The sequence below is a fragment of the Paraburkholderia sp. RL18-085-BIA-A genome, assembly GCF_046027075.1.
GTDB lineage: Bacteria > Pseudomonadota > Gammaproteobacteria > Burkholderiales > Burkholderiaceae > Paraburkholderia.
Map to the genome: position 1 here is coordinate 20,876 of NZ_JARESU010000067.1, position 25,669 is coordinate 46,544.

A 25,669-nucleotide genomic window follows, 5' to 3' on the forward strand; every position below is an offset into this window, starting at 1 on the left:
GGCACCAGCCTCTCGCTGACGCCCGGCTCTACGTTCTTTTACTCTCTGGCGGCGCAATACCGCCTCGCTCTTTCCAAGGAATTGTCATGCAGAACCAGAAAATTCGCATTCGCCTGAAGGCTTTCGACTATCGCTTGATCGATCAATCGGCAGCTGAAATCGTCGACACGGCAAAGCGGACTGGCGCAATCGTTCGTGGTCCGGTGCCCCTGCCGACCCGCATTCAACGCTTCGACATCCTGCGTTCGCCGCACGTCAACAAGACGTCGCGCGATCAGCTCGAAATCCGTACGCACCAACGGCTGATGGACATCGTCGATCCGACGGACAAGACCGTCGACGCGCTGATGAAGCTGGACCTGCCGGCGGGCGTGGACGTCGAAATCAAGCTGCAATAAGGCTTTCAGAGGTTGTCCGGCCTACCGGGCAACGCTAAGTCATTGATTGCTTGCGGAAAACGAAAAGCCTCGCTATAATGCAAGGCTTTTCGCGCATTTGCGCAAAAAAGTCGGTGTGCTGCAGCGTGATTTCACGCCCGAAACGGCACCGGCATTTTGTAAATTAGCCCCGACCAATCGCAGTCGGGAATGGAGAAAACGATGAGCCTTGGACTCGTAGGTCGCAAGGTTGGCATGACCCGTATCTTCACGGCAGAAGGGGATTCGATTCCCGTTACCGTGCTGGACGTGTCCGACAACCGCGTGACGCAGATCAAGACTGTTGAAACCGACGGCTATACGGCCGTGCAGGTTGCATTCGGTACGCGCCGTGCATCGCGCGTGACGAAGCCGTTGGCCGGTCATCTCGCCAAAGCCGGTGTTCAAGCCGGTGAAATCCTCAAAGAATTCCAGATCGATGCCGCAAAGGCTGCCGAGTTGTCGAACGGCACCGTGGTCGGTCCCGACCTGTTCGAAGTGGGCCAGAAAGTCGACGTGCAAGGCGTGTCGATCGGTAAGGGCTACGCCGGTACCATTAAGCGTCACAACTTCGCATCCGGCCGTGCATCGCACGGTAACTCGCGCTCGCACAACGTGCCGGGTTCGATCGGTATGGCGCAGGATCCGGGTCGTGTTTTCCCGGGTAAGCGCATGACCGGTCACATGGGTGACGACACGGTAACGGTGCAAAACCTCGAAATCGCTCGTATCGACGCTGACCGCAAGCTGTTGCTGGTCAAGGGCGCCGTTCCGGGTGCGAAGGGTGGCAAGGTATTCGTTACGCCGGCCGTGAAGACGCGTGCCGTGAAAGGAGCGAAATAATGGAACTTAAGCTCCTGAATGCCAATGGTCAGGAAGGTGCAGGCGTTAGCGCGTCGGACGTCGTGTTCGGCCGCGATTACAACGAAGCCCTGATTCACCAGGTTGTGGTTGCGTACCAGGCGAACGCCCGTAGCGGCAACCGCGCGCAGAAGGATCGTGAGCAAGTCAAGCACACGACCAAGAAGCCGTGGCGCCAGAAGGGTACGGGCCGCGCCCGCGCCGGTATGTCGTCGAGCCCATTGTGGCGCGGCGGTGGCCGGATCTTCCCGAATTCGCCAGAAGAAAACTTTTCGCACAAGGTCAACAAGAAGATGCATCGCGCAGGTCTCTGCTCGATCTTCTCGCAGCTGGCCCGCGAAGGCCGCATCTCGGTGGTCGACGAGCTCACGCTCGAAGCGCCGAAGACGAAACTGCTGGCCGAAAAATTCAAGGCGATGGGTCTCGACTCCGTGCTGGTGATTACCGACACCGTTGACGAAAACCTGTACCTCGCGTCGCGCAACCTCGCCCATGTGGCGGTTGTCGAGCCGCGTTACGCCGACCCGCTGTCGCTGATCTACTTCAAGAAGATCCTGATCACGAAGGCTGCGGTCGCCCAGATCGAGGAGTTGCTGTCATGAGCGAGATTCGCAAGAACGATCATCGTTTGATGCAGGTCCTGCTCGCGCCGGTGATCTCCGAAAAGGCGACGCTGGTGGCCGACAAGAACGAGCAAGTTGTGTTCGAAGTCGCGCCCGATGCTACGAAGCAGGAAGTGAAAGCTGCAGTCGAGCTGCTGTTCAAGGTGGAAGTCAATTCCGTCAATGTGCTGGTCTCGAAGGGCAAAGCCAAGCGCTTCGGCCGCTTCATGGGTAAGCGCAAGGACGTGAAGAAGGCGTACGTCTGCCTGAAGCCCGGCCAGGAAATCAACTTTGAAGCGGAGGCCAAGTAATCATGGCAATCGTTAAAGTTAAGCCGACTTCGCCGGGCCGCCGCGCGATGGTCAAGGTGGTCAACAAGGATCTGCATAAGGGCAAGCCGTTCGCAGGGCTGCTCGACTCGCAGTCCTCGACCGCTGGCCGTAACAACAACGGTCACATCACCACGCGTCACAAGGGTGGTGGTCACAAGCATCACTATCGTGTCGTCGATTTCCGTCGCACGAAGGATGGGATTCCGGCCAAGGTCGAACGTCTTGAGTACGATCCGAACCGTAGCGCGAACATCGCGCTGGTTCTGTACGCAGACGGCGAGCGCCGTTACATCATCGCTCCGAAGGGTATCACCGTCGGTCAGCAACTGATGTCGGGTTCGGAGGCGCCGATCCGCGCAGGCAACACGCTGCCGATCCGCAACATTCCGGTCGGTACGACGATCCACTGCATCGAAATGCTGCCGGGCAAGGGCGCGCAAATGGCGCGTTCGGCTGGTACGTCGGCGATGTTGCTGGCTCGTGAAGGCATCTACGCACAGGTCCGCCTGCGCTCGGGTGAGATCCGCCGCGTCCACGTTGAGTGCCGCGCGACGATTGGTGAAGTTGGCAACGAAGAGCATAGCCTCCGTCAAATCGGTAAGGCTGGCGCGAACCGCTGGCGCGGTATCCGCCCGACGGTGCGTGGCGTTGCAATGAACCCGGTCGATCACCCGCACGGTGGTGGTGAAGGCAAGACGGCTGCAGGTCGCGATCCGGTGAGCCCGTGGGGCACGCCTGCTAAGGGTTATCGCACCCGCAGCAACAAGCGCACGACGAGCATGATCGTCCAGCGCCGTCACAAGCGTTAAGGAGTAGGCAATGGCACGTTCTGTAAAAAAAGGTCCGTTCTGCGACGCCCATTTGCTGAAGAAAGTTGAGGCGGCAGCAGCTTCGCGGGATAAGAAGCCGATCAAAACCTGGTCGCGTCGCTCGACGATCCTCCCGGATTTCATCGGTCTGACGATCGCCGTTCACAACGGCCGTCAACACGTTCCGGTGTACATCTCGGAAAACATGGTCGGCCACAAGCTTGGCGAGTTTGCATTGACCCGTACGTTCAAGGGTCACGCAGCCGACAAGAAGGCTAAGAAATAAGGGGCTCATGATGGAAGTGAAAGCAATTCATCGCGGTGCCCGCATCTCGGCGCAGAAAACGCGCCTTGTGGCTGACCAGATCCGCGGTTTGCCGGTCGACAAGGCACTGAACGTTCTGACGTTCTCGCCGAAGAAGGCTGCGGGAATCGTGAAAAAGGTCGTGCTGTCGGCGATCGCGAATGCGGAGCATAACGAAGGCGCCGATATCGATGAGCTCAAGATCACGAGCATCTACATCGACAAGGCTGCATCGCTCAAGCGTTTCACCGCGCGCGCTAAAGGCCGTGGTAACCGCATCGAGAAGCAATCCTGTCACATCACTGTGACGGTCGGGAATTAAGGGGTCATACGATGGGACAGAAAATTCATCCGACTGGCTTCCGTTTGGCCGTCAGCCGCAATTGGGCGTCGCGTTGGTACGCGAACAACAACAATTTCGCGGCGATGTTGCAGGAAGACATCGGTGTTCGTGAATACCTGAAGAAGAAGCTGAAGAACGCGTCCGTCGGCCGCGTTGTGATCGAGCGTCCTGCAAAGAACGCACGTATCACGATTTTCAGCTCTCGTCCGGGTGTCGTGATCGGTAAGAAGGGTGAAGACATTGAACTGCTGAAGTCCGAGCTGCAAAAGCGCATGGGCGTTCCGGTTCACGTCAACATCGAAGAAATCCGCAAGCCGGAAACCGACGCGCAACTGATCGCTGATTCGATCACGCAACAGCTCGAGCGCCGGATCATGTTCCGTCGCGCGATGAAGCGTGCGATGCAAAACGCAATGCGTCTGGGTGCTCAAGGCATCAAGATCATGAGCGCTGGCCGTCTGAACGGTATCGAAATCGCTCGTACGGAATGGTATCGCGAAGGTCGCGTGCCGCTTCATACGCTGCGTGCTGATATCGACTACGCGACGTCGGAAGCGAAGACGACGTACGGCATCATCGGCGTGAAGGTGTGGGTCTACAAGGGCGACACGCTCGGCCGTAACGACGCTCCGGTGGTCGAAGAAGTCGCCGAAGAAAAGCGTCCGCGCCGCAACGCACGTCCGGGTGGCGATCGCCGTCCGCGTCGCGATGGTGAAGGTGGTGGCCCGGCAGGTGCACGCCGTGGCGCTCCTCGTCGTGCTGGCGGTGCCGGCGGCGACGGGAAGACTGGAGAATAACGATGCTGCAACCGAAACGCAGAAAGTATCGCAAAGAGCAGAAAGGTCGTAACACCGGTATTGCAACCCGCGGCAACGCGGTGTCGTTCGGTGAGTTCGGCCTGAAGGCTGTCGGTCGTGGTCGCTTGACCGCGCGCCAGATTGAAGCGGCACGTCGTGCAATGACGCGTCACATCAAGCGTGGCGGCCGCATCTGGATCCGCATCTTCCCGGATAAGCCGATCTCGCACAAGCCGGCTGAAGTACGTATGGGTAACGGTAAAGGTAACCCTGAGTACTACGTCGCAGAGATTCAACCGGGCAAGATGCTGTACGAAATGGACGGCGTAACCGAAGAGCTGGCACGCGAAGCGTTCCGTCTGGCCGCAGCTAAGCTGCCGCTGAAGACGACGTTTATCGTGCGTCAGCTCGGCGCCTAAGGAGCAAATGATGAAGGCTTCCGAACTTCACCAGAAAGATCAGGCCGCGCTCAACAAGGAGCTGTCGGACCTGTTGAAGGCGCAATTCGGCCTGCGCATGCAACTCGCGACCCAGCAGCTCACCAACACGAGCCAGCTGAAGAAGGTCCGTCGCGACATCGCACGTGTGCGGACCGTCCTGACTGAGAAGGCGAACCAGAAATGAACGATAGCGTAAAAACCTCGCTCAAGCGGACGCTGGTCGGCAAGGTCGTCAGCAACAAGATGGACAAGACGGTCACCGTGCTGGTCGAGCACCGCGTGAAGCACCCGATCTACGGCAAGTACGTTGTGCGTTCGAAGAAGTATCACGCGCACGACGATGCGAACACGTACAACGAGGGCGACCTCGTTGAAATCCAGGAAACGCGTCCGATTTCGAAGACGAAAGCTTGGGTTGTGGCTCGCCTGGTCGAGGCTGCTCGCGTCATCTGACGCCGCAAAGTTGTAGAAGTAATTGAAATCGCAGTAAGTTTCGCTTGCAAGGCCGGGATTATTTGTTATAATCTCGGTCTTCCCTCTTTTATGGGAGCCCCGTCGCGGGCGAAGTTGGTGGGGGAAGCGGTTCGGGCGCCAGCCTGTTCCGAAGGATTCACCGGATTGCGATGGCGGGTTTCGTTTGCCGTCGCTGCTGTTCATACCCAAGCAGCCGATTGGCTGACGGGACCAAGACTGACCGGGTGCGCCATGGTGGTGCGACCGGATTAAGTTGGGAAAGATAAACCATGATCCAGACCGAAACTCGGCTTGAAGTGGCCGACAACACGGGTGCGCGTGAAGTCATGTGCATCAAGGTGCTCGGCGGCTCGAAGCGTCGTTATGCCAGCATTGGCGACATCATTAAGGTGACCGTCAAAGAAGCAACGCCGCGCGGGCGCGTGAAGAAAGGCGAAATTTATAACGCCGTGGTGGTTCGCACCGCCAAGGGCGTGCGTCGTCAGGACGGCTCGCTGATCAAGTTCGATGGCAACGCCGCTGTGTTGTTGAATGCCAAGCTCGAACCTATTGGCACCCGTATTTTCGGGCCTGTCACGCGCGAGTTGCGCAGCGAACGATTCATGAAGATCGTTTCGCTGGCACCTGAAGTGCTGTAAGGAGTCGCGATGAACAAGATTCGCAAAGGTGACGAAGTTATCGTCATCACCGGCAAAGATAAAGGCAAGCGCGGCGTCGTGCTGTCCGTTGGCGAAGGCAAGGTTGTTGTCGAGGGTATCAATCTCGTCAAGAAGCATGTCAAGCCGAACCCGATGAAGGGTACGACGGGCGGTGTGGAAGCCAAGACGATGCCGCTGCAAATTTCGAACGTCGCATTGGTCGACGCGAATGGCAAGGCGTCGCGTGTAGGCATCAAGGTCGAGGGGGACAAGAAGGTCCGTTTCCTTAAGACGACCGGTGCCGAGCTGAGCGCCTGACGCTGCGGAGTAAAAAAATGGCTCGTTTGCAAGAGTTTTACAAAGAAAAGGTTGTACCCGGCCTCATCGAGAAGTTCGGTTACAAGTCCGTGATGGAAGTGCCGCGCATCACCAAGATCACCCTGAACATGGGCCTTGGCGAAGCGATCGCTGACAAGAAGATCATCGAGAACGCCGTTGGCGACCTGACGAAGATCGCAGGCCAGAAGCCGGTGATCACGAAGGCACGCAAGGCAATCGCTGGCTTCAAGATCCGTCAGGGATATCCGATCGGTGCAATGGTCACGTTGCGTGGTCAGGCAATGTACGAATTTCTGGACCGTTTCGTGACGGTTGCGCTCCCCCGTGTGCGCGACTTCCGTGGCGTGTCGGGTCGTGCGTTCGACGGTCGCGGCAACTACAACATCGGTGTGAAAGAGCAGATCATTTTCCCCGAAATCGACTACGACAAGATCGACGCACTGCGTGGGCTGAACATCAGCATCACGACGACTGCGAAGACCGACGACGAAGCAAAGGCTCTGCTCGCCAGCTTCAAGTTCCCGTTCAGAAACTGAGGTTACCGTGGCTAAACTGGCACTGATCGAACGTGAAAAGAAGCGTGCTCGCCTCGCTGCTAAGTACGCTCCCAAGCGTGCAGAGTTGAAGGCGATCATTGGCGATATGAGCAAGTCGGACGAAGAGCATTACGCAGCACGTCTGGAACTGCAACAACTGCCGCGCAACTCTAACCCGACCCGTAAGCGCAATCGCTGCGCAATTACCGGTCGTCCGCGCGGTACGTTCCGTAAATTCGGGCTGGCGCGTAACAAGATTCGCGAAATCGCGTTCCGCGGCGAGATCCCTGGCCTGACCAAGGCGAGCTGGTAATAGGAGAAACGTAAATGAGCATGAGTGATCCTATCGCCGATATGCTGACTCGCATCCGCAACGCGCAGATGGTTGAGAAAGTCTCGGTGACTATGCCCTCGTCGAAAGTCAAGGTTGCGATTGCGCAGGTCCTTAAGGACGAAGGCTATATCGATGATTTCGCAGTGAAGTCCGAAGGTGCGAAGTCTGAATTGAACATCGTGTTGAAGTACTACGCTGGCCGTCCGGTCATCGAACGCATTGAACGCGTTTCGAAGCCTGGTCTGCGCGTGTACCGCGGCCGTAACGACATCCCCGTGGTCATGAATGGCCTCGGCGTGGCAATCGTGTCGACGCCGAAGGGCGTGATGACGGACCGCAAGGCGCGTGCAACGGGCGTTGGCGGCGAAGTCATCTGCTACGTCGCTTAAGGCCGAAAGGAGAGAAACATGTCTCGAGTAGGTAAAAGCCCGATCGCGCTGCAAGGCGCAGAAGTGGCCCTGAGCGACGAACGCATTACCGTCAAGGGCCCGCTGGGTACGATTTCGCAGGCTGCTAACAGCCTGGTGAAGGTGGTAAACGACAACGGCACGCTGAAGTTTGAGCCGGTTGACGAAAGCCGCGAAGCAAATGCGATGTCGGGCACGATGCGCGCATTGGTTGCGAACATGGTGAACGGCGTGACGAAGGGTTTCGAGCGCAAGCTGACGCTGGTTGGCGTCGGTTACCGCGCACAAGCGCAAGGCGACAAGTTGAACCTGTCGCTGGGTTTCTCGCACCCTGTGGTGCACCAGATGCCGGAAGGCGTCAAGGCTGAAACCCCGACGCAAACCGAAATCGTGATCAAGGGGATCAATAAGCAACAAGTTGGCCAGGTCGCTGCAGAAGTGCGCGGCTATCGTCCGCCGGAGCCCTACAAGGGCAAGGGTGTGCGTTACGCCAATGAGGTTGTGATCCTCAAAGAAACGAAGAAGAAGTAAGGGTGCGCAATCATGGATAAGACTCAATCTCGCCTGCGCCGCGCTCGTCAGACGCGTATCAAGATCGCTGAGCTGCAGGTCGCGCGTCTCGCCGTGCATCGCACGAACACGCACATCTATGCGCAAGTGTTCTCGCCGTGCGGCACCAAGGTGCTCGCCAGCGCGTCGACGCTCGAAGCTGAAGTGCGTGCGCAACTGGCTGATCAGACGGGCAAGGGCGGCAACGTCGCTGCAGCGACCCTGATCGGCAAGCGCATCGCAGAAAAGGCTAAGGCTGCCGGCATCGAATCCGTCGCCTTCGACCGTTCGGGTTTCCGTTACCACGGCCGCGTGAAAGCGCTGGCTGATGCGGCGCGCGAAGCCGGACTCAAGTTCTAAGGGAAGAATTCGTCATGGCAAAGATGCAAGCGAAAGTTCAGGCTGACGAACGCGACGACGGCCTTCGTGAAAAAATGATTTCGGTCAACCGCGTGACCAAGGTCGTGAAGGGTGGTCGGATTCTCGGCTTCGCCGCACTGACCGTGGTTGGCGACGGTGATGGCCGCGTCGGTATGGGCAAGGGCAAGGCGAAGGAAGTGCCGGTCGCTGTTCAGAAGGCGATGGAACAGGCTCGCCGCAACATGTTCAAGGTACCGCTGAAGAACGGTACCCTGCAACACGAAGTGCACGGTAAGCACGGCGCATCGATGGTCCTCCTCGCTCCGGCGAAGGACGGTACCGGTGTGATCGCTGGCGGCCCGATGCGCGCAGTGTTCGACGTGATGGGCGTGCAGAACGTTGTGGCCAAGAGCCACGGTTCGACGAACCCGTACAACCTCGTTCGTGCAACGCTTGACGGTCTGCGCAAGCAGTCGACGCCGGGTGACATTGCGGCGAAGCGCGGCAAGTCCGTCGAAGATATTCTGGGCTAAGGTGGACACCATGTCTGATAAAACTGTCAAGGTCCAGCTCGTCAAGAGCCTGATCGGCACCCGTGATACGCACCGTGCAACGGTGCGTGGCTTGGGCCTGCGCCGACTCAACTCGGTTAGCGAGTTGCAGGACACGCCGGCTGTGCGCGGCATGATCAACAAGGTTTCGTACCTCGTTAAGGTCATCAGCTAAGCGGCTGACCAGGACTCAAGGAGTTGATAATGGAATTGAATAACCTGAAGCCGGCTGAAGGCGCGAAGCACGCAAAGCGTCGCGTTGGTCGCGGCATCGGCTCCGGCCTCGGCAAGACCGCTGGCCGAGGTCACAAGGGTCAGAAGTCGCGTTCGGGCGGCTTTCACAAGGTTGGCTTCGAAGGCGGTCAAATGCCGCTGCAACGTCGCCTGCCGAAGCGCGGCTTCACCTCGCTGACGAAGGAATTTGTCGGTGAAGTGCGTCTCTCGGATCTGGAAAAGCTGCCGGTGGACGAAATCGATCTGCTGGCTCTTAAGCAGGCCGGCCTGGTTGGCGAGCTGATCAGGAGCGCCAAGATCATCGCGACGGGCGAGCTCAAGCGCAAGGTCGTTGTGAAGGGTCTGGGTGCGACGAAGGGTGCGCGCGCTGCTATCGAAGCAGCCGGCGGCTCTTTTGCCGAGTAACGCGCAATTTATTTGCCGTCACTAGCATTTGCATCGGAGAAGGTACTTGGCTAACAGCCCGAGTCTCGCAAAACCCGGTCGCAGCGCGGCGAAGTTCGGCGATCTGCGTCGGCGGGCAGTGTTCCTGCTGCTGGCGCTGATCGTTTACCGTATCGGCGCGCACATTCCGGTGCCGGGTATTGACCCGGACCAGCTGGCGAAGTTGTTCCAAAGCCAGTCGGGCGGCATCCTTGGCATGTTCAACATGTTTTCGGGTGGCGCACTTTCGCGGTTCACGATTTTTGCGCTGGGGATCATGCCGTACATCTCGGCGTCGATCATCATGCAGTTGCTGGCGATTGTCTCGCCGCAGCTGGAAGCGCTGAAAAAGGAAGGGCAGGCAGGTCAACGGAAGATTACGCAGTACACGCGTATCTTCACGGTTCTGCTGGCGACGTTCCAGGCATTCGGCATCGCCGTCGCGCTGGAAAATCAGCCGGGCCTGGTAATCGATCCGGGGATGGTGTTTCGGTTGACGACGGTCGTGACGCTGGTGACCGGCACGATGTTCCTGATGTGGCTGGGTGAGCAGATCACGGAACGTGGGCTCGGCAACGGTATCTCGATCATCATTTTCGGCGGTATTGCGGCGGGTTTCCCGAACGCAATCGGTGGTCTTTTCGAACTGGTGCGAACCGGCTCGATGAGCATCATCTCGGCGATTATCGTGGTCGCGCTGATTGCTGCCGTGACGTATCTGGTGGTGTTTATCGAACGCGGCCAGCGCAAGATTCTTGTGAACTACGCCAAGCGGCAAGTCGGTAACAAGATTTACGGCGGACAGTCGTCGCATCTGCCGCTGAAGCTGAACATGTCGGGCGTGATTCCGCCGATCTTCGCATCGTCGATCATTCTCTTCCCGGCAACTATCCTGAACTGGTTTAGTTCGGGGTCGCGTACCAGCTGGTTCGCAGACACGTTGCACAACGTGGCCGAAGCCCTCAAGCCCGGTCAACCTGTGTACGTGTTGCTGTACGCGTTGGCGATCGTTTTCTTCTGCTTCTTCTACACCGCACTGGTGTTCAATAGCAGAGAAACGGCCGACAACCTGAAAAAGAGTGGCGCTTTCGTCCCTGGCATCCGCCCGGGCGATCAAACCGCGCGATATATCGACCGCATCCTCACGCGTCTGACGCTGGCCGGTGCGATCTACATCGTGTTTGTTTGTCTGCTGCCCGAGTTTCTGGTGCTGCGCTGGAACGTGCCGTTTTATTTTGGTGGAACGTCGCTGCTGATCATTGTCGTCGTCACAATGGATTTCATGGCGCAGGTGCAGTCGTACGTTATGTCGCAACAGTATGAATCGCTGCTGAAGAAAGCTAATTTCAAAGGCGGCGGCGTCCCGATGCGTTGAAAGGACTTATGGCCAAAGACGATGTTATCCAGATGCAGGGTGAAGTCATCGAAAACCTGCCTAACGCTACCTTCAGGGTGAAGCTGGAAAACGGCCATGTCGTATTGGGACACATATCCGGGAAGATGCGGATGCACTACATCCGAATCTTGCCGGGCGACAAGGTAACGGTTGAATTGACGCCTTACGATCTGTCGCGTGCGCGGATCGTGTTCCGGGCGAAGTGATTTGAAAAAAGGGTAATATCATGAAAGTGATGGCATCGGTTAAGCGCATTTGCCGCAATTGCAAGATCATCAAGCGCAAAGGCGTTGTGCGCGTGATTTGCAGCTCTGATCCGCGCCACAAACAGCGTCAAGGCTGAACGCCGCGCTTTTTGCTGCGCTTTTTGTTTGAGGAAAAACAATGGCTCGTATCGCAGGGGTTAACATCCCGAATCACCAGCACACCGAAATCGGCCTCACGGCTATTTACGGTGTCGGCCGCACGCGCTCGCGCGACATTTGCGTCGCTGCTGGTGTGGCATTTTCGAAGAAGGTCAAAGACCTGAACGACGCAGACCTCGAAAAGCTGCGTGAAGAAGTCGGCAAGTTCATCGTTGAAGGCGATCTGCGCCGTGAAACGACGATGAACATCAAGCGCCTGATGGATCTCGGCTGCTATCGTGGCGTGCGGCATCGTAAGGGCTTGCCCCTGCGCGGCCAACGTACGCGTACGAATGCCCGTACGCGCAAGGGTCCGCGTCGTGCAGCGCAATCGCTGAAGAAGTAAGCGGAACTGACAGTTACAGGAAAACGTAATGGCTAAGGCTTCGAACAACTCCGCGGCGCAACGCGTTCGCAAGAAGGTCAAGAAGAACGTCGCCGAGGGCGTGGTTCACGTTCACGCGTCGTTCAACAACACCATCATCACGATCACCGATCGTCAAGGCAATGCACTTGCCTGGGCAACGTCGGGTGGTCAGGGCTTCAAGGGCTCGCGTAAATCGACCCCGTTTGCAGCTCAGGTTGCAGCCGAATCGGCAGGCCGCGTGGCGATGGAATACGGCGTGAAGAACCTCGAAGTGCGGATCAAGGGCCCCGGTCCTGGCCGTGAGTCGGCGGTGCGCGCGTTGCATGGTCTTGGTATCAAGATCACCGCGATCTCCGACGTGACGCCGGTCCCGCACAACGGCTGCCGTCCGCCGAAGCGTCGTCGTATCTAAGACGCTAGTTTTGCGAGCGCCTGTTGCCGCCCTGCGCGGCGGCAGGCTGCTTGTGCTATTGGATTGACTAAGCCCACCGTTCGACCCAAAGGGTTCGGACTAGCGTGAATTGGTACATTCGCGTGACTAATCATAGAAGGAATCAACGTGGCACGTTATATCGGCCCTAAGGCCAAGCTGTCCCGCCGTGAAGGCACTGACCTCTTCCTGAAGAGCGCCCGTCGTTCGCTCGCTGACAAGTGCAAGCTCGACAGCAAGCCCGGCCAACATGGCCGCACCTCGGGCGCGCGTACGTCCGACTACGGCACGCAGCTGCGCGAAAAGCAAAAAGTGAAGCGCATCTATGGTGTGCTCGAGCGTCAATTTCGCCGTTACTTCGCTGAAGCCGACCGCCTGAAGGGCAACACGGGTGAAAACCTGCTGCAGTTGCTCGAATCGCGTCTGGACAACGTCGTGTACCGCATGGGCTTCGGCTCGACGCGCGCTGAAGCACGTCAGCTCGTGAGCCACAAGGCGATCATGGTGAACGGCGTTGTGTCGAACATCCCGTCGATGCAAGTGAAGGCAGGTGATGTCGTCGCCGTGCGCGAACAGAAGAAGAAGCAGGCTCGTATTCTCGAAGCGCTGTCGTTGGCTGAGCAAGGCGGCCTGCCGAGCTGGGTCGCTGTCGACTCGAAGAAATTCGAAGGTACGTTCAAGCAGAAGCCGGAACGTAGCGACATCGCTGGCGATATCAACGAAAGCCTGATCGTCGAATTGTATTCGCGGTAATCGGATTAACGGCCGGGGCACCCTGATTGCGTTGCGCAAGGGAGCGTCTCGGCTGTTTATTTTCAGGTTGTTACCGGTCAGCCTTATCGGTGTAACGAGCCGAGGGTATTGAAAAGGAAAACCTATGCAAACCAGTTTGTTGAAGCCCAAGATCATCGCAGTTGAGTCGCTTGGCGAGAGCCATGCGAAAGTGGTCATGGAACCGTTTGAACGCGGTTACGGCCACACCTTGGGTAACGCGCTCCGGCGCGTGCTGCTGTCGTCGATGGTGGGCTACGCGCCGACCGAAGTGACGATCGCAGGCGTCGTACATGAGTATTCGACGCTCGACGGTGTGCAAGAGGATGTGGTCAACCTGTTGTTGAACCTGAAAGGCGTCGTGTTCAAGCTGCATAACCGTGATGAAGTGACGGTTACGCTGCGCAAGGACGGCGAAGGCGTTGTCACCGCAGGCGACATCGAACTCGCGCACGATTGCGAAGTGATCAACCCGGATCATGTGATCGCGCATCTGTCGAAGGGCGGTAAGCTCGACGTGCAGATCAAGGTGGAAAAGGGCCGCGGCTATGTGCCGGGCAACGTGCGTCGTTATGGCGAAGACTCGGCCAAAATCATCGGCCGCATCGTGCTGGACGCGTCGTTCTCGCCGGTGCGCCGCGTGAGCTACGCAGTTGAAAGCGCTCGCGTCGAACAGCGCACCGACCTCGACAAGCTCGTGATGAACATCGAAACTAACGGTGTGATCTCGCCGGAAGAAGCGATCCGTCAATCGGCTCGCATTCTGGTCGATCAGCTGTCGGTGTTCGCTGCACTGGAAGGCACCGAAGCAACGGCTGAAGCGCCGTCGCGCGCGCCGCAGATTGATCCGATCCTGCTGCGTCCGGTCGATGATCTCGAGTTGACGGTTCGTTCCGCGAACTGCCTGAAGGCCGAGAACATTTACTACATCGGCGACCTGATCCAGCGCACGGAAAACGAGTTGCTCAAGACGCCGAATCTGGGCCGCAAGTCGCTGAACGAAATCAAGGAAGTCTTGGCGTCGCGTGGTTTGACGCTCGGCATGAAGCTCGAAAACTGGCCGCCGGCAGGTCTCGACAAGTAAGTCGAGCGCTAATCCGGGACAGAGCCCGCCGCTGAACTGGCAAAGACGCGGATTTTCCTTTAAAATCCGCGTCTTGTCTTTTTTCAATACCGGCCCGTGCACTGACTACTTTCGGGTAGATCGAGAGCGATAGAAGAGCTGGACCAAAACTTTGAATCGAAGGAATTAACATGCGTCACCGTCATGGTTTGCGGAAACTGAACCGCACGAGCAGCCACCGTTTGGCAATGCTCCGTAATATGTCGAATTCGCTGATCGAGCACGAAGTCATCAAGACCACGCTGCCGAAGGCGAAGGAACTCCGTAAAGTTGTCGAGCCGCTGATCACGCTCGGCAAGAAGCCGTCGCTGGCAAATCGTCGTCTGGCGTTCAACCGCCTGCGCGATCGTGACTCGGTCACGAAGCTGTTCGAAGTTCTCGGCCCGCGTTACGCTACCCGTCCGGGCGGCTACCTGCGCGTCCTGAAGTTCGGCTTCCGCGTCGGCGACAACGCACCGATGGCACTGGTCGAACTGCTCGACCGTCCGGAAGTTGAAGAAGTTGAAGTGCAAGAAGCTGAGTAAGCTTCTTAGCATCGGGAAAAAGCCAGGCGCACTGCCTGGCTTTTTTGTTTATGGCGAGCCAGTCGCTGCGACAGCTGTTCGCTGTAGCCAAACGCCGCATCCGCGCTTCGGCTGCCGACTGCGTCGACCTAGGGTCAGGTGATACGATATCGGCACCTGAATCGTGCGTCGCGGGAGTTTTTTGTGAGTGTGAATGTGACCTTGATTCTGACTACGGTGCCGGATGCGGCCGTGGCGCAGAAGCTCACCGCAGATGCGCTGGCCGCGCGGTTGTGCGCTTGTGTCACCCAGCTGGGTAGCGTGCAGTCGAGCTATCACTGGCAGGGGGCGATCGAAACCGCGCAGGAACTGCAGTTGCTGTTCAAGACGAGTGCCGCTCGCGCGCTAGAGCTCGAGCAGTTCATTCTGGCTCACCATCCCTACGACACGCCGGAAATCCTCTCATGGCGAGCGACGACGTCAGCCGCGTACGGCCAATGGATCACGGTTGAAACCCAACGTCCTCTCCATGTTTAACGGTCTCGACCGACGCGCGCGCCATGCGCTGCGCGTCGTATTTTTCCTGCTTGGCTGTGTGGCCCTGGTGCAGTTCGGCACGCTTGCCCGTGCCGCGGACGACTTCCTCGACCCAGCCGTTGCTTTCAAATTCAGCGCGGCCGAGAAGCCCGGTGAAGTTGTCGTGACGTACAGGATCGCCGACGGCTACTACATGTACCGCGAACGCTTCGCTTTTACGACGCGCAACGGCATGACCACGATCGGCGAGCCGCAATTGCCGGCCGGCCATGTCAAGTTCGATCAGACTTTCAATAAGAACGTCGAGACCTACCGTAATGAGGTGGTGATCCGGATTCCGGTCAAGCAGGCGGCGGGGCCGTTCGATCTGGCTGTGACGTCGCAGGGCTGCGCCGATGCCGGCATTTGCTATCCGCCGATGGAGCGCGTCTACCACGTGAGCGGCGCGGCCTTGCAGGCCTCCGGGGCGGCCGCGGCTCCCACAGCCACGCAGCAATCCGCGGCGGCCGACGAGCCGTGGTACGAGCGCGCCACGAGCGCCGATTACGCGCAATCGCTGCTCCAGCGCGGCGGCTTCTTTGCGATCATCGGACTCTATTTTGTCGCCGGCGCCGTGCTCAGTCTGCTGCCGTGCTCGTATCCGATGATTCCGATTCTGTCAGCGATCATCATCGGCGAAGGCGCGCGGGTGACGCGCGCGCGCGGTTTCGCGTTGTCGCTGGCGTACGTGATCGGCATGGCGCTCGTGTACACGGCGCTCGGCGTCGCGGCGGCGCTCGTAGGGCAGAGCTTGGGCGCATGGTTGCAAAACCCTTGGGTGCTCGGCGCGTTCGGCGTCCTGCTGACCATTTTTGCGCTGACGCTGATCGCGGGTTTCGACATCGCGCTGCCCCAACGTTGGCAGGACGGCGTGGCGGGTGCGTCGACAGGCCGCTCGGGCGGCAAGTTCGCCGCGGTTGCAATGATGGGCGCCTTGTCCGCGCTGGTGGTCGGCGCCTGCATGACCGCCCCGCTTTTCGCCGTGCTGGCCTTTATCGCGCACGCCGGCGACGCCTTGCTCGGCGGTGCGGCGCTGTTCTCGATGGGGCTCGGGCTCGGTGTGCCGCTGCTGATCGTGGGTCTTGGCGCTGGCACGCTCCTTCCGCGTGCGGGCGCCTGGATGGATGGCGTCAAGGTGTTCTTCGGCGTCGTGCTGCTTGCGGCCGCGCTGTGGATCGTTTGGCCGGTGCTCGGCGCGTCGGCGACGATGTTGCTGAGCGCGCTCTGGTTGCTGGTCGCCGCAGCCTCGCTCGGCTTGTTCGCGGCGCCGACTGCCGGGGCCTCCGTCTGGCGCGGGCTTGGCCGTGGGATCGGCGCTGCATTGGCCGTTTGGGCGGCGGTGTTGCTGGTCGGTCTGGCAGCGGGATCTACCGATCCGCTTCGACCGCTTGCCGTATTCGCGGCGCGAGGCGGGGAGTCTGGCGTCACCAACGGCTCCAATCAAACAGCTTCGGCGCCGCAGAGCGAGCTGACGTTTGCCCCAGTCCGCTCGTCGAATGAACTCGATCAAGCCGTCAAAACAGCGGCGCAGCCCGCCATGCTCGATTTCTACGCGGACTGGTGCGTGAGTTGCAAGGAGATGGAGAAATTCACCTTCAACGACCCGCGCGTTCAGGCGAAATTGAAGCAGATGAACCTGCTACGCGCCGACGTCACCGCGAACAATGCAGACGATCAAACGCTGCTCAAACGCTTCAGCCTGTTCGGTCCGCCGGGCATCATTTTCTTCGATCACGGAGGGAAGGAAGTGTTGCGAGTGGTGGGCTACGAGTCTGCGGATAAGTTCTTGCGGACGCTAGATCGGGCGGGTGCTTCGGGGGCTTGACGGTTAGCAACTCGGCGACGCGCGCGATTCGTAAGCGGCGATGTCCTATGCGTGCGCGCAAGCATCGCTGCATTACACGCCATACTTCTGCACCGGAACCACGAAAGCATTTGCATCGCTCTATCCAGGACGAACTGATGCAATTGACATCACGCCCATAAAAAACGGAGGCGCGACTCAAAGGTCCGCCTCCGTTTTTCTCAACGGTTAACAAGCCCACCGTCAACAGGCAGCGCTTCAGCTTACTTCTGCGAGCGCAGCATCCGCGCGGCATCCAGCGCGAAATACGTCAGAACCCCGTCCGCGCCAGCCCGCTTGAACGCCAGCAGCGATTCCATCATGACCTTGTCGTGGTCCAGCCATCCGTTCTGCGCAGCCGCCTTCAGCATCGCGTATTCGCCGCTGACCTGGTACACGTAGGTCGGGAACTGAAACTCGTCCTTCACGCGGCGCACGATATCCAAATACGGCATGCCCGGCTTGACCATCACCATGTCCGCGCCTTCGTTGATATCCGCTTGCACTTCGCGCAGCGCTTCATTCGAATTGGCCGGGTCCATCTGGTAGGTCATCTTGTTGCTCTTGCCGAGGTTCGTCGCGGAACCGACAGCATCGCGGAACGGGCCGTAGAACGCCGACGCGAACTTGGCCGCGTAAGCCATGATCCGCGTATGGATGTGACCCTCGCTTTCGAGCATCTCTCGGATCGCGCCGATGCGACCGTCCATCATGTCCGAAGGTGCGACGATGTCGACGCCCGCCTCAGCCTGCGCACACGCCTGTTCGACGAGAATCTCAACGGTCTCGTCGTTGATCACATACCCAGCTTCGTCGAGCACACCGTCCTGGCCGTGACTCGTGTACGGATCGAGCGCGACATCGGTGAGCACGCCCAGCTCGGGGAAATTCTTCTTCAGCTCGCGAACCGCGCGCGGGATCAGGCCGGCCGAATTGGTCGCCTCGCGGCCATCGGGCGTCTTCAGCGAGGGCTCGATCGCGGGGAACAGCGACAACACCGGCACGCCCAGTTCGAGGCATTGCTCGGCGACGCCCATCAGCAGATCGACCGACACGCGTTCGACGCTCGGCATCGACGGCACGGCTTGCCGCACGTTCGTGCCTTCGACGATGAACACGGGGTAGATCAGATCGTTGGTGGTGAGGATGTTTTCGCGCATCAGGCGACGCGAGAAGTCGTCACGGCGCATGCGGCGCGGACGGTAGTGCGGGTAGAAGCTCATATCGGATCGAAGCTCGTGGATGTGTGGAGTGGACAAGTAACGCCTGCCTCCGCTCCCGGAAACTTTTCGAGACAATGGTATATCATACCGATCGAGCAAGGCGCCTTGCGCTGACCTCCCCGCTTCTCCTCCCTGAGCGGGTGCCTGTCGTTTTTTCGATTAGGCTGTTTGACCCGCCGTTCAAGCGGCGGGTTTTTTTATGGGGGCCGGAAAATAGCGATATCGGCTGTCGGGGCCGGGCAGCCGCGCTTACTGCGCGGGGGCCGTTTCGCCCTTCGCGTTGGGGATCAGCCAGCTTTCGATCAGTTCGTGTGCTTCGTCGATCCCGACGCGCTTGAGCGCCGAAAACAGTTGTGCGGTCAGTTCGCCCTGGTAGCCGGCGGCGCGATATTCAGCCAGACCTTTCTGCGTGGCGCGCAACGCGTTCACGCTTTCCTGGCGCGTCAATTTGTCGCATTTGGTCAGCAGCGCGTGGATCGGCTTGCCGGTCGGCGCGAACCACTCGATCATGCGCCGGTCCAGATCGGTCAACGGGCGGCGCGAGTCCATCATCAAAATCATGCCACGCAGTTGCGAGCGCGATTGCAGGTAGGTGGACAGCAGCGCTTCCCAGTGAGCCTTGGCCGCGCCCGGCACTTCCGCGTAACCGTAGCCCGGCAGGTCGACCAGATGCGCGGTCGGCTCGTCCGCCTTGCCCACCGAAAAGTAATTGATGTGCTGCGTGCGTCCCGGCGTCTTGCTGGCGAAAGCCAGCCGCTTCTGATTGCACAGAATGTTGATGGCCGTAGACTTGCCCGCGTTCGAGCGTCCCGCGAAGGCGATCTCGGGTTGCGCGGTTGCCGGCAGATCGCGCAGGTGATTGACGGTCGTGAAAAAATGGGATTGGTGGAGCAGGAAGGACATGATCAGGCCAGGATTCGAGACGCCGGGGAACCCGGAGTGGGGACGGGTCAAGCCCGACTGGCGTCTTAGCGATTAGCGAGTTATTGTACAATACGATGGTTTACTGAAAACCTGAGGGGGCCAGCCCGCGTGCCTTGGCGGCTCCTGGCGGTCACTCGGTCGCCGTCGTATTTTGCAAAACCTCTAAAATCCCACAAGACGAGACAGGGTGTGCGAATGAATCGACTGAGCAAGACTCTGATGGTGCTTCATGTAGCGGCAGGTCTTTCAGGTTTGGCAATTCAGGCACGAGCAGCAGAACCGGCGAAGCCGGACGTCAATCGGGGGCAGGCAATCGCGGTGCAGGTGTGCGCGTCATGTCACGGTGCAGACGGCAACAGTGCCGGCGGCGCGTATCCGAAGCTGGCGGGCCAGCATCCCGAGTATCTCGTCAAGCAGCTCAAGGACTTCAAGATTCAGCCGGGCGCAAAGCAGCCCGCGCGCAACAATGCGATCATGGCGGGCATGGCTGCGGCGCTCTCCGAACAGGACATGGTCAACGTCGCTGCCTATTTCGCGGCGCAGACCCCGAAACCAGGCTATGCGCACAACAAGGACACCGTCGCGCTCGGCCAGAAGATTTATCGAGGCGGGGTCGCCGACAAGGGCGTGCCGGCGTGCGCCGCGTGCCACGGGCCGACTGGTCAGGGGATTCCGTCACAATTCCCACATCTGTCGGGGCAGTGGGCGGAGTATTCGGTGACGCAGCTGGCCGCGTTTACGCAAGGTCCTGGCGCGCGCAACAACAACGAGGCGATGCACACCATTGCGTCGCGTCTGTCGGACAGCGAGATCAAGGCTGTGGCCGATTACATCGCGGGCTTGCGTTAAGAGTTCGCGCGCAAGTGCAACCGGCCCTTCAAGGCCGGTACAAAACAAGAAAAGGGTGAGGGCGTCGTGGGTGCGACAGCCCTTCACCCTTTTTTGCTGTTCAGTCGGAGTATGAATGAGCGTCACCACGTCGGGTTTGCAGTCGAAGTCGGGCAACCGCGTCATTCGCAGCGTCGTCGAAGTCTTGAGTTCGATGCGTTTCGCGATTGCGCTGCTCGTGATTCTGTCGATCGCCAGCATCATCGGCACCGTCCTCACGCAGGACGATCCGTATCCCAACTACGTCAATCAGTTCGGCCCGTTCTGGGCGGACATCTTCCGCGCGCTGAGCCTGTACACGGTGTACAGCTCGTGGTGGTTCATGCTGATTCTTGGCTTTCTGATGGTGTCGGTATCGCTGTGCGTGATTCGCAATGCGCCGAAGATGCTCGCCGACGCGAAGAGCTGGAAGGACAAGGTCCGCGAAGGCAGCTTGCGCGCGTTCCACCACAAGGGCGAATTCGCGGTGCACGGCACGCGCGCGCACACTTCGGCGGTGCTCGCCAAACTCTCGGCCAGGCTCGGCTACAAGTTCGTCACGCGTGAGTCGGAGGGGGCGACGCTGATCGCCGCCAAGCGCGGCGCGTTGACCAAGTTCGGCTACATCTCCGCTCACCTTGCGATCGTTGTGATCTGCGTCGGCGGCCTGCTCGACAGCAACTTGCCGATCAAGCTGCAAATGTGGCTGTTCGACAAGTCGCCGATCCGCGCCAACACGGTGATCAACGAGATTCCGCCGGAGCATCGTCTGTCGCAGTCGAACCCGACTTTTCGTGGTTATGCATGGGTGCCGGAAGGCCAGCACGTCTCGACGGCGATCCTGAACCAGCCGGACGGCTCTCTGATTCAGGACCTGCCGTTCTCGATCGAGCTGAACAAGTTCATCGTCGACTACTACTCGACGGGCATGCCGAAGCTGTTCGCGAGCGACATCGTGGTGGTGGATCACAAGACCGGCGCACGCGTGCCGGCGCGCGTCGAAGTGAACAAGCCGTTCGAATACGACGGCGTGTCGATTTATCAGTCGAGCTTCCAGGACGGCGGCTCGCAGATGCAGATGACTGCCTACCCGATGACCGGTGCAAGCGCAAAGGCCGCGCCGTTCGGCGGCACGATCGGCGGCAATGCGCCGCTTAGCTCGGCGACGCCACTCGCAGACGGCCAGACGGTCGAATTCGCCGATTTCCGCGCGATCAACGTCGAAAATATCTCGAACGGCAGCGGCCAGACCGATGCCCGCGGTGTCGCCGCGCATCGCTCGCTGAAAGAAGCGTTCGACGAGCGCCTCGGCTCCGGCGCGAAGAGCTCGAAGCCGCTCGATCTGCACAACGTCGGCCCCTCGGTGCAGTACAAGGTGCGCGACAAGGACGGCCAGGCGCGCGAGTACAACAACTACATGCTGCCGGTGGACGTCGCGGGCGAGAAGATGTTCCTTGCCGGCATGCGCTTGAATCCGGACGACCCGTTCCGCTACCTGCGCATTCCCGCCGACAGCGGCGGCACCGTCAAGGAATGGATGAACCTGCGCGCCACGCTCGAAGATCCGGCAATGCGCGCCGCGGCCGCGCACCGTTTCGCGCAGCGCTCGGTGCCGGGTTCGAATCCCGAACTGCAACAGCATCTCGATGAAAGCGCGCTGCGTGTGCTGACCCTTTTTGCCGGCGCGGACAGCAGCACCAAACTGCCGAACGGCCAGGCGGCCGGCGGCTTCCAGGCGATTGCCGGCTTCATCGACCATTCGGTGCCGAAAGGCGAGCAGGAGAAGGCTGCGGGCCTGCTGCTGCGCATGCTCGAAGGCGCGACGTGGGATCTGTGGCAACTGTCCCGCGGGCGGCTCGGCGAGGCCGACGCGCAGGCGAATGCGGACGCGAGCCGTTTCGTCCAAAGCTCGATCAACGCGATATCCGACAGCTTTTTGTATGGATCGCCGGTTTACTTGCAGCTTGACTCTTTCAAGCAGGTGCAAGCTTCGGTATTTCAGTTGACGCGCGCGCCGGGCAAAAAAGTCGTGTATCTTGGCAGCCTGCTCCTCGTGTTGGGCATCTTTTCGATGTTCTACGTGCGCGAACGGCGCCTCTGGTTCTGGCTCAAAGATACCGATCACGGCACGCAGGTCGTCATGGCGATGTCGAGCGCGCGCAAAACGCTCGATTTCGAAAAAGAGTTCGTCCAGACGCGCGATGCCGTAGGCGCCGCGCTGGGCGCTAAGCTCATCGAAGCAGCCGACGCCGCCGGCGCCTCCAGCAACCCCGGCAATGCTGGCGCGCCGTCCGCAAGCTCACAAGATTCGACCCGGTAAGATCATGGACTTGACTCAGGTTTCCTCATCCTCTTCCCCCTCGCGGCCCGACAGATCGTTCGCGAGCGAGACGCTCAACGTCGCGCAGTACGACGAGCGGCCGTTTCTGAAGCGGCTCGGCATCGTCGACTGGCTGTTCGCCGTGGCGATGGTCGCGGGCGCCGGGTTTGCGCTGTCGCGCTACTACCCGTTCATGAACTACTACGACAAGCTGGTGCTGGTGTGCGCGGTGCCGGTGTTCGTCGTGCTCGGGTGGCGCTGGAAACCGGTGCGTCCTTTGATGGTGGGAATCGCCGCGCTGTCGTTGCTGGCGATCCAGATCTATCAGGGGGATCTCAGCCGCGCGGATAACGCGTTCTTCCTCAAGTATTTCCTGTCGAGCCAATCCGCGATTCTGTGGATGAGCGCGCTCTTCGTGTTCGCCACCGTGTTCTACTGGATCGGTCTCATATCGCGCTCGCCGACCGGCGCGGCGATCGGCTCGAAGATGACGTGGGCCGCGGTCGTGATGGGCTTCGTCGGCATGATGGTGCGCTGGTACGAGTCGTACCTGATCGGCGCGGATGTCGGCCATATTCCAATCTCGAACCTCTACGAAGTGTTCGTGCTGTTCAGCCTGATCACCGCGCTGTTCTATCTGTACTACGAGCAGCACTACAACACCCGCGCGCTCGGCGCGTTCGTGCTGCTGGTGATCAGCGCGGCCGTCGGCTTCCTGATGTGGTACTCGGTCGCGCGCGACGCGCAGCAGATCCAGCCGCTGGTTCCGGCGCTGCAAAGCTGGTGGATGAAGATTCACGTGCCGGCGAACTTCATCGGCTATGGCAGCTTTGCGCTGTCGGCGATGGTCGGCGTCGCGTATCTGGCGAAAGATCGCGGTATGCTGGCGGACCGCCTGCCGGCGCTCGACGTGCTCGACGACCTGATGTACAAGTCGATCGCCGTCGGCTTTGCGTTCTTCACGATCGCCACGATTCTCGGCGCGCTGTGGGCTGCGGAAGCGTGGGGCGGCTACTGGAGCTGGGACCCGAAGGAAACGTGGGCGCTGATCGTCTGGCTGAACTACGCGGCCTGGCTGCACATGCGTCTGATGAAGGGGCTGCGCGGTGCGGTCGCGGCATGGTGGGCGCTGACCGGCCTGCTCGTGACGACCTTCGCGTTCCTCGGCGTCAACATGTTCCTGTCGGGCCTGCATAGCTACGGCAAGCTGTAATATCCGCCGCTCTGGACCGACCAAGAACCGCCGCGTGCTTTGCACCGGCGGTTTTTTTATAACTGGCGGAATATTGACGGCATCCAATGTGTTCGTTACGCAAGTACCTATGGATGACTGGACGAACGCCAGTACGGGCGAACATCAATATGGCCGCGTCGGATACACAAGCCGACGCGCCGGCAAGGAGCAGCACGATGTGGATCAAGCGAAGTGACAGAATGCGACTCGTCGGCGACGACATCGCGCGCAGCGAAATCACGCCGCAGTGCGTTTTCGAGAACCGGCGGCGCGTGTTGCAAGCGGCCGGCGCGGCGGCGCTCGGCGGTTTGATCGGCGGGAGCGGTGAGGCGCGGGCGGCCTACACGTCGCCGGACCCGAAGGCGCAGAAACTGGCGGCCAAGACGAACACCAGATTCGTCGCGCTCGACAGGATCACACCGTACAAGGACATCACCACATACAACAACTTCTACGAGTTCGGCACCGACAAGAGCGATCCCGCGCATAACGCGGGGACGTTGCGGCCGCAGCCGTGGAAGGTGAGCGTCGAGGGCGAAATCAAGAATCCGAAGGTGTACGACATCGACGAACTGCTGAAGCTCGCGCCGCTCGAAGAGCGTGTGTACCGGCTGCGCTGTGTCGAAGGATGGTCGATGGTGATTCCGTGGATCGGCGTGCCGCTGTCGGAGTTGATCAAGCGCGTGCAGCCGACCGGCAATGCCAGATACGTGCAGTTCATCACGTTGGCCGATCCGTCGCAAATGCCGGGCCTTTCGACGCCCGTGCTCGACTGGCCGTATTCCGAAGGGCTGCGCATGGATGAAGCGATGAACCCGCTGACGCTATTGACGATGGGGCTTTACGGCCAGGTGCTGCCGAATCAGAACGGCGCGCCGGTGCGGGTGGTGGTGCCGTGGAAATATGGTTTCAAGAGCGCGAAGTCGCTGGTGAAGATCCGCTTCCTCGACAAGCAGCCGCCGACCAGTTGGAACACATATGCGTCGAATGAATACGGCTTCTACTCGAACGTGAATCCTAACGTCGATCATCCGCGCTGGAGCCAGGCAACCGAACGGCGCATCGGCGAAGACGGCTTCTTCACGCCCAAGCGCAAGACGCTGATGTTCAACGGCTACGGCGATCAGGTCGCGTCGCTTTATCAGGGCATGGATCTGAAGAAGAATTTCTGAGGCACGTTAATGGCTTCCGATACGCAACCCATTGTCCAGCCCAAGCGCACGACACCGCGCGGGCAGGAGTTTGCGCCCTCAGCGCCGGCGACGGCAACGGTGAACAAACGTGCCGCGGGCGGCGCGCTCTGGATTGCGCCCGCCAAAATCGCAGTGTTTATCGCGGCATGGTATCCGCTCGCGCGCATCATACTATTCGGCGTGACCGAGCGGCTCGGCGCGAATCCGATCGAGTTCATCACACGCTCGACCGGCCTATGGACGCTCGTGTTTCTGTGCATCACGCTGGCGGTCACGCCGCTGCGTCGACTCACCGGCGTCGCCGCGTTCGTGCGTTTCCGGCGCATGCTCGGGCTCTACACGTTCTTCTACGCGACGCTGCATTTCACCACTTACCTCTGGTTCGACAAGTGGTTCGACGTTGCGGCCATTCTGAAGGACATCGGCAAGCGGCCGTTCATCACCGTGGGCTTCGCGGCGTTCGTGTTGCTGATCGCGTTGGCCGTGACGTCGCCGCGCGCGATGGTGCGCAGACTCGGCCGCCGCTGGCAGACGTTGCATCGCGCGATCTATGCGATCGGTGCGCTGGCGATCCTGCACTTCTGGTGGATGAAGGCGGGCAAGCACGATCTGCTGTTGCCGAAGATCTACGGCGCGATCATGGTGGCGTTGCTAGGGTGGCGATTGATCGTATGGCTGCGTGAGCGAAGGTTGAAGGCGCGTTGACGTTTGCCACGTGTGCCGGCTATAGCGAAGCGCGCAAATGG

Annotated in this window: 38 protein-coding genes; 36 read left to right on the forward strand and 2 right to left on the reverse strand. The window is 59.8% G+C overall.

The genetic code is table 11. The annotated features are described in order from the left end of the window. Window positions 1-86: 86 nt before the first annotated feature. From rpsJ to dsbD, 31 genes are all read left to right on the forward strand, one after another. Complete coding sequence (gene rpsJ, locus P0D89_RS32445) at window positions 87-398, forward strand: 30S ribosomal protein S10 (RefSeq protein WP_006998489.1); 312 nt, start codon at window positions 87-89, stop codon at window positions 396-398. A gap of 201 nt (window positions 399-599) precedes the next feature. Then, on the forward strand, window positions 600-1,259 hold the full coding sequence (rplC, locus tag P0D89_RS32450) for a 50S ribosomal protein L3 (protein ID WP_175151114.1): 660 nt from the start codon (window positions 600-602) through the stop codon (window positions 1,257-1,259). After that, window positions 1,259-1,879, forward strand: a complete 621-nt coding sequence (rplD, locus tag P0D89_RS32455; protein ID WP_007180136.1) for a 50S ribosomal protein L4 — start codon at window positions 1,259-1,261, stop codon at window positions 1,877-1,879. Before rplC ends, rplD begins: the two co-directional genes overlap by 1 nt. After that, a complete protein-coding gene (gene rplW, locus P0D89_RS32460; protein ID WP_007180135.1) occupies window positions 1,876-2,190 on the forward strand; it encodes a 50S ribosomal protein L23 in 315 nt (104 codons plus the stop codon). Before rplD ends, rplW begins: the two co-directional genes overlap by 4 nt. Before the next feature lie 2 nt (window positions 2,191-2,192). Further along, the gene (gene rplB, locus P0D89_RS32465; protein WP_408357983.1) at window positions 2,193-3,020 is read left to right on the forward strand and encodes a 50S ribosomal protein L2; all 828 of its coding nucleotides are present in this window, start codon (window positions 2,193-2,195) and stop codon (window positions 3,018-3,020) included. A gap of 10 nt (window positions 3,021-3,030) precedes the next feature. Then, window positions 3,031-3,306: a 30S ribosomal protein S19 gene (gene rpsS / locus P0D89_RS32470; protein WP_004199273.1), complete on the forward strand. Its 276-nt coding sequence runs from the start codon at window positions 3,031-3,033 to the stop codon at window positions 3,304-3,306. 7 nt (window positions 3,307-3,313) lie between these two features. Continuing rightward, window positions 3,314-3,646 carry a 50S ribosomal protein L22 gene (rplV, locus tag P0D89_RS32475; protein WP_007180133.1) on the forward strand — a complete coding sequence of 111 codons (333 nt, stop codon included), beginning with the start codon at window positions 3,314-3,316 and terminating at the stop codon, window positions 3,644-3,646. An 11-nt stretch (window positions 3,647-3,657) separates the two neighbouring features. Beyond that, on the forward strand, window positions 3,658-4,464 hold the full coding sequence (rpsC, locus tag P0D89_RS32480) for a 30S ribosomal protein S3 (protein ID WP_012434570.1): 807 nt from the start codon (window positions 3,658-3,660) through the stop codon (window positions 4,462-4,464). Between the two features lie 2 nt (window positions 4,465-4,466). After that, entirely contained in the window at window positions 4,467-4,883 is a 417-nt protein-coding gene (gene rplP / locus P0D89_RS32485) for a 50S ribosomal protein L16 (RefSeq protein WP_042329259.1), read from the forward strand. Window positions 4,884-4,893: 10 nt separating this feature from the next. Beyond that, complete coding sequence (gene rpmC, locus P0D89_RS32490) at window positions 4,894-5,088, forward strand: 50S ribosomal protein L29 (RefSeq protein WP_007180130.1); 195 nt, start codon at window positions 4,894-4,896, stop codon at window positions 5,086-5,088. Beyond that, complete coding sequence (gene rpsQ / locus P0D89_RS32495) at window positions 5,085-5,357, forward strand: 30S ribosomal protein S17 (RefSeq protein ID WP_007180129.1); 273 nt, start codon at window positions 5,085-5,087, stop codon at window positions 5,355-5,357. Before rpmC ends, rpsQ begins: the two co-directional genes overlap by 4 nt. Window positions 5,358-5,647: 290 nt before the next feature. Continuing rightward, a complete protein-coding gene (gene rplN / locus P0D89_RS32500) occupies window positions 5,648-6,016 on the forward strand; it encodes a 50S ribosomal protein L14 (RefSeq protein ID WP_006052212.1) in 369 nt (122 codons plus the stop codon). Between the two features lie 9 nt (window positions 6,017-6,025). Further along, window positions 6,026-6,334 carry a 50S ribosomal protein L24 gene (gene rplX / locus P0D89_RS32505; RefSeq protein ID WP_042329258.1) on the forward strand — a complete coding sequence of 103 codons (309 nt, stop codon included), beginning with the start codon at window positions 6,026-6,028 and terminating at the stop codon, window positions 6,332-6,334. Window positions 6,335-6,351: 17 nt separating this feature from the next. Next, window positions 6,352-6,891, forward strand: coding sequence for a 50S ribosomal protein L5 (rplE, locus tag P0D89_RS32510; RefSeq protein WP_149672974.1), 540 nt, complete (start codon window positions 6,352-6,354; stop codon window positions 6,889-6,891). Between the two features lie 7 nt (window positions 6,892-6,898). Beyond that, window positions 6,899-7,204, forward strand: coding sequence for a 30S ribosomal protein S14 (gene rpsN / locus P0D89_RS32515; RefSeq protein ID WP_006052215.1), 306 nt, complete (start codon window positions 6,899-6,901; stop codon window positions 7,202-7,204). A 14-nt stretch (window positions 7,205-7,218) separates the two neighbouring features. Next, window positions 7,219-7,614, forward strand: coding sequence for a 30S ribosomal protein S8 (rpsH, locus tag P0D89_RS32520; protein WP_006052216.1), 396 nt, complete (start codon window positions 7,219-7,221; stop codon window positions 7,612-7,614). A gap of 18 nt (window positions 7,615-7,632) precedes the next feature. Next, a complete protein-coding gene (rplF, locus tag P0D89_RS32525; RefSeq protein WP_028199570.1) occupies window positions 7,633-8,163 on the forward strand; it encodes a 50S ribosomal protein L6 in 531 nt (176 codons plus the stop codon). Window positions 8,164-8,175: 12 nt separating this feature from the next. Next, the gene (rplR, locus tag P0D89_RS32530) at window positions 8,176-8,541 is read left to right on the forward strand and encodes a 50S ribosomal protein L18 (protein ID WP_006052218.1); all 366 of its coding nucleotides are present in this window, start codon (window positions 8,176-8,178) and stop codon (window positions 8,539-8,541) included. 14 nt (window positions 8,542-8,555) lie between these two features. Continuing rightward, window positions 8,556-9,074 (forward strand): 30S ribosomal protein S5, encoded by a 519-nt coding sequence (rpsE, locus tag P0D89_RS32535; RefSeq protein ID WP_006052219.1) that lies wholly within the window; start codon window positions 8,556-8,558, stop codon window positions 9,072-9,074. A 10-nt stretch (window positions 9,075-9,084) separates the two neighbouring features. Further along, window positions 9,085-9,267, forward strand: a complete 183-nt coding sequence (rpmD, locus tag P0D89_RS32540; protein WP_149672975.1) for a 50S ribosomal protein L30 — start codon at window positions 9,085-9,087, stop codon at window positions 9,265-9,267. Window positions 9,268-9,296: 29 nt separating this feature from the next. After that, entirely contained in the window at window positions 9,297-9,731 is a 435-nt protein-coding gene (gene rplO, locus P0D89_RS32545) for a 50S ribosomal protein L15 (protein ID WP_075303261.1), read from the forward strand. Window positions 9,732-9,777: 46 nt separating this feature from the next. Beyond that, the gene (gene secY, locus P0D89_RS32550; protein WP_042329256.1) at window positions 9,778-11,124 is read left to right on the forward strand and encodes a preprotein translocase subunit SecY; all 1,347 of its coding nucleotides are present in this window, start codon (window positions 9,778-9,780) and stop codon (window positions 11,122-11,124) included. An 8-nt stretch (window positions 11,125-11,132) separates the two neighbouring features. Continuing rightward, a complete protein-coding gene (gene infA / locus P0D89_RS32555; RefSeq protein WP_004521905.1) occupies window positions 11,133-11,351 on the forward strand; it encodes a translation initiation factor IF-1 in 219 nt (72 codons plus the stop codon). Window positions 11,352-11,371: 20 nt separating this feature from the next. After that, complete coding sequence (gene rpmJ / locus P0D89_RS32560; protein ID WP_004199844.1) at window positions 11,372-11,488, forward strand: 50S ribosomal protein L36; 117 nt, start codon at window positions 11,372-11,374, stop codon at window positions 11,486-11,488. A 41-nt stretch (window positions 11,489-11,529) separates the two neighbouring features. Beyond that, window positions 11,530-11,895, forward strand: a complete 366-nt coding sequence (rpsM, locus tag P0D89_RS32565; protein WP_012434566.1) for a 30S ribosomal protein S13 — start codon at window positions 11,530-11,532, stop codon at window positions 11,893-11,895. Window positions 11,896-11,923: 28 nt separating this feature from the next. After that, the gene (gene rpsK / locus P0D89_RS32570) at window positions 11,924-12,328 is read left to right on the forward strand and encodes a 30S ribosomal protein S11 (RefSeq protein WP_006052224.1); all 405 of its coding nucleotides are present in this window, start codon (window positions 11,924-11,926) and stop codon (window positions 12,326-12,328) included. Window positions 12,329-12,475: 147 nt separating this feature from the next. Further along, entirely contained in the window at window positions 12,476-13,099 is a 624-nt protein-coding gene (gene rpsD / locus P0D89_RS32575; protein ID WP_011490048.1) for a 30S ribosomal protein S4, read from the forward strand. Between the two features lie 124 nt (window positions 13,100-13,223). Continuing rightward, a complete protein-coding gene (locus tag P0D89_RS32580) occupies window positions 13,224-14,201 on the forward strand; it encodes a DNA-directed RNA polymerase subunit alpha (RefSeq protein ID WP_149672977.1) in 978 nt (325 codons plus the stop codon). Between the two features lie 170 nt (window positions 14,202-14,371). Beyond that, window positions 14,372-14,764 (forward strand): 50S ribosomal protein L17, encoded by a 393-nt coding sequence (gene rplQ / locus P0D89_RS32585; RefSeq protein WP_006052227.1) that lies wholly within the window; start codon window positions 14,372-14,374, stop codon window positions 14,762-14,764. 183 nt (window positions 14,765-14,947) lie between these two features. After that, a complete protein-coding gene (cutA, locus tag P0D89_RS32590) occupies window positions 14,948-15,280 on the forward strand; it encodes a divalent-cation tolerance protein CutA (RefSeq protein WP_408357984.1) in 333 nt (110 codons plus the stop codon). Next, complete coding sequence (gene dsbD / locus P0D89_RS32595) at window positions 15,273-17,144, forward strand: protein-disulfide reductase DsbD (RefSeq protein ID WP_408358080.1); 1,872 nt, start codon at window positions 15,273-15,275, stop codon at window positions 17,142-17,144. Before cutA ends, dsbD begins: the two co-directional genes overlap by 8 nt. A 242-nt stretch (window positions 17,145-17,386) precedes the next feature. Here the strand turns inward: dsbD and hemB are convergent, their stop codons facing one another. Beyond that, window positions 17,387-18,385, reverse strand: a complete 999-nt coding sequence (gene hemB / locus P0D89_RS32600) for a porphobilinogen synthase (protein WP_408357985.1) — start codon at window positions 18,383-18,385, stop codon at window positions 17,387-17,389. A 249-nt stretch (window positions 18,386-18,634) separates the two neighbouring features. Next, the gene (gene yihA / locus P0D89_RS32605) at window positions 18,635-19,288 is read right to left on the reverse strand and encodes a ribosome biogenesis GTP-binding protein YihA/YsxC (RefSeq protein WP_408357986.1); all 654 of its coding nucleotides are present in this window, start codon (window positions 19,286-19,288) and stop codon (window positions 18,635-18,637) included. Window positions 19,289-19,504: 216 nt separating this feature from the next. Here yihA and P0D89_RS32610 point away from each other — a divergent pair, with 216 nt between their 5' ends. The 5 genes from P0D89_RS32610 to msrQ all read left to right on the forward strand — a co-directional run bounded on the left by P0D89_RS32610 (window position 19,505) and on the right by msrQ (window position 25,628). After that, window positions 19,505-20,158, forward strand: a complete 654-nt coding sequence (locus tag P0D89_RS32610; protein ID WP_408357987.1) for a c-type cytochrome — start codon at window positions 19,505-19,507, stop codon at window positions 20,156-20,158. Window positions 20,159-20,273: 115 nt separating this feature from the next. Next, window positions 20,274-22,496 carry a cytochrome c biogenesis protein ResB gene (locus P0D89_RS32615; protein ID WP_408357988.1) on the forward strand — a complete coding sequence of 741 codons (2,223 nt, stop codon included), beginning with the start codon at window positions 20,274-20,276 and terminating at the stop codon, window positions 22,494-22,496. Between the two features lie 4 nt (window positions 22,497-22,500). Beyond that, window positions 22,501-23,709, forward strand: a complete 1,209-nt coding sequence (ccsB, locus tag P0D89_RS32620) for a c-type cytochrome biogenesis protein CcsB (protein ID WP_408357989.1) — start codon at window positions 22,501-22,503, stop codon at window positions 23,707-23,709. Between the two features lie 197 nt (window positions 23,710-23,906). Continuing rightward, the gene (gene msrP, locus P0D89_RS32625; RefSeq protein WP_408357990.1) at window positions 23,907-24,902 is read left to right on the forward strand and encodes a protein-methionine-sulfoxide reductase catalytic subunit MsrP; all 996 of its coding nucleotides are present in this window, start codon (window positions 23,907-23,909) and stop codon (window positions 24,900-24,902) included. 9 nt (window positions 24,903-24,911) lie between these two features. After that, complete coding sequence (gene msrQ / locus P0D89_RS32630; RefSeq protein ID WP_408357991.1) at window positions 24,912-25,628, forward strand: protein-methionine-sulfoxide reductase heme-binding subunit MsrQ; 717 nt, start codon at window positions 24,912-24,914, stop codon at window positions 25,626-25,628. Window positions 25,629-25,669 lie beyond the last annotated feature (41 nt).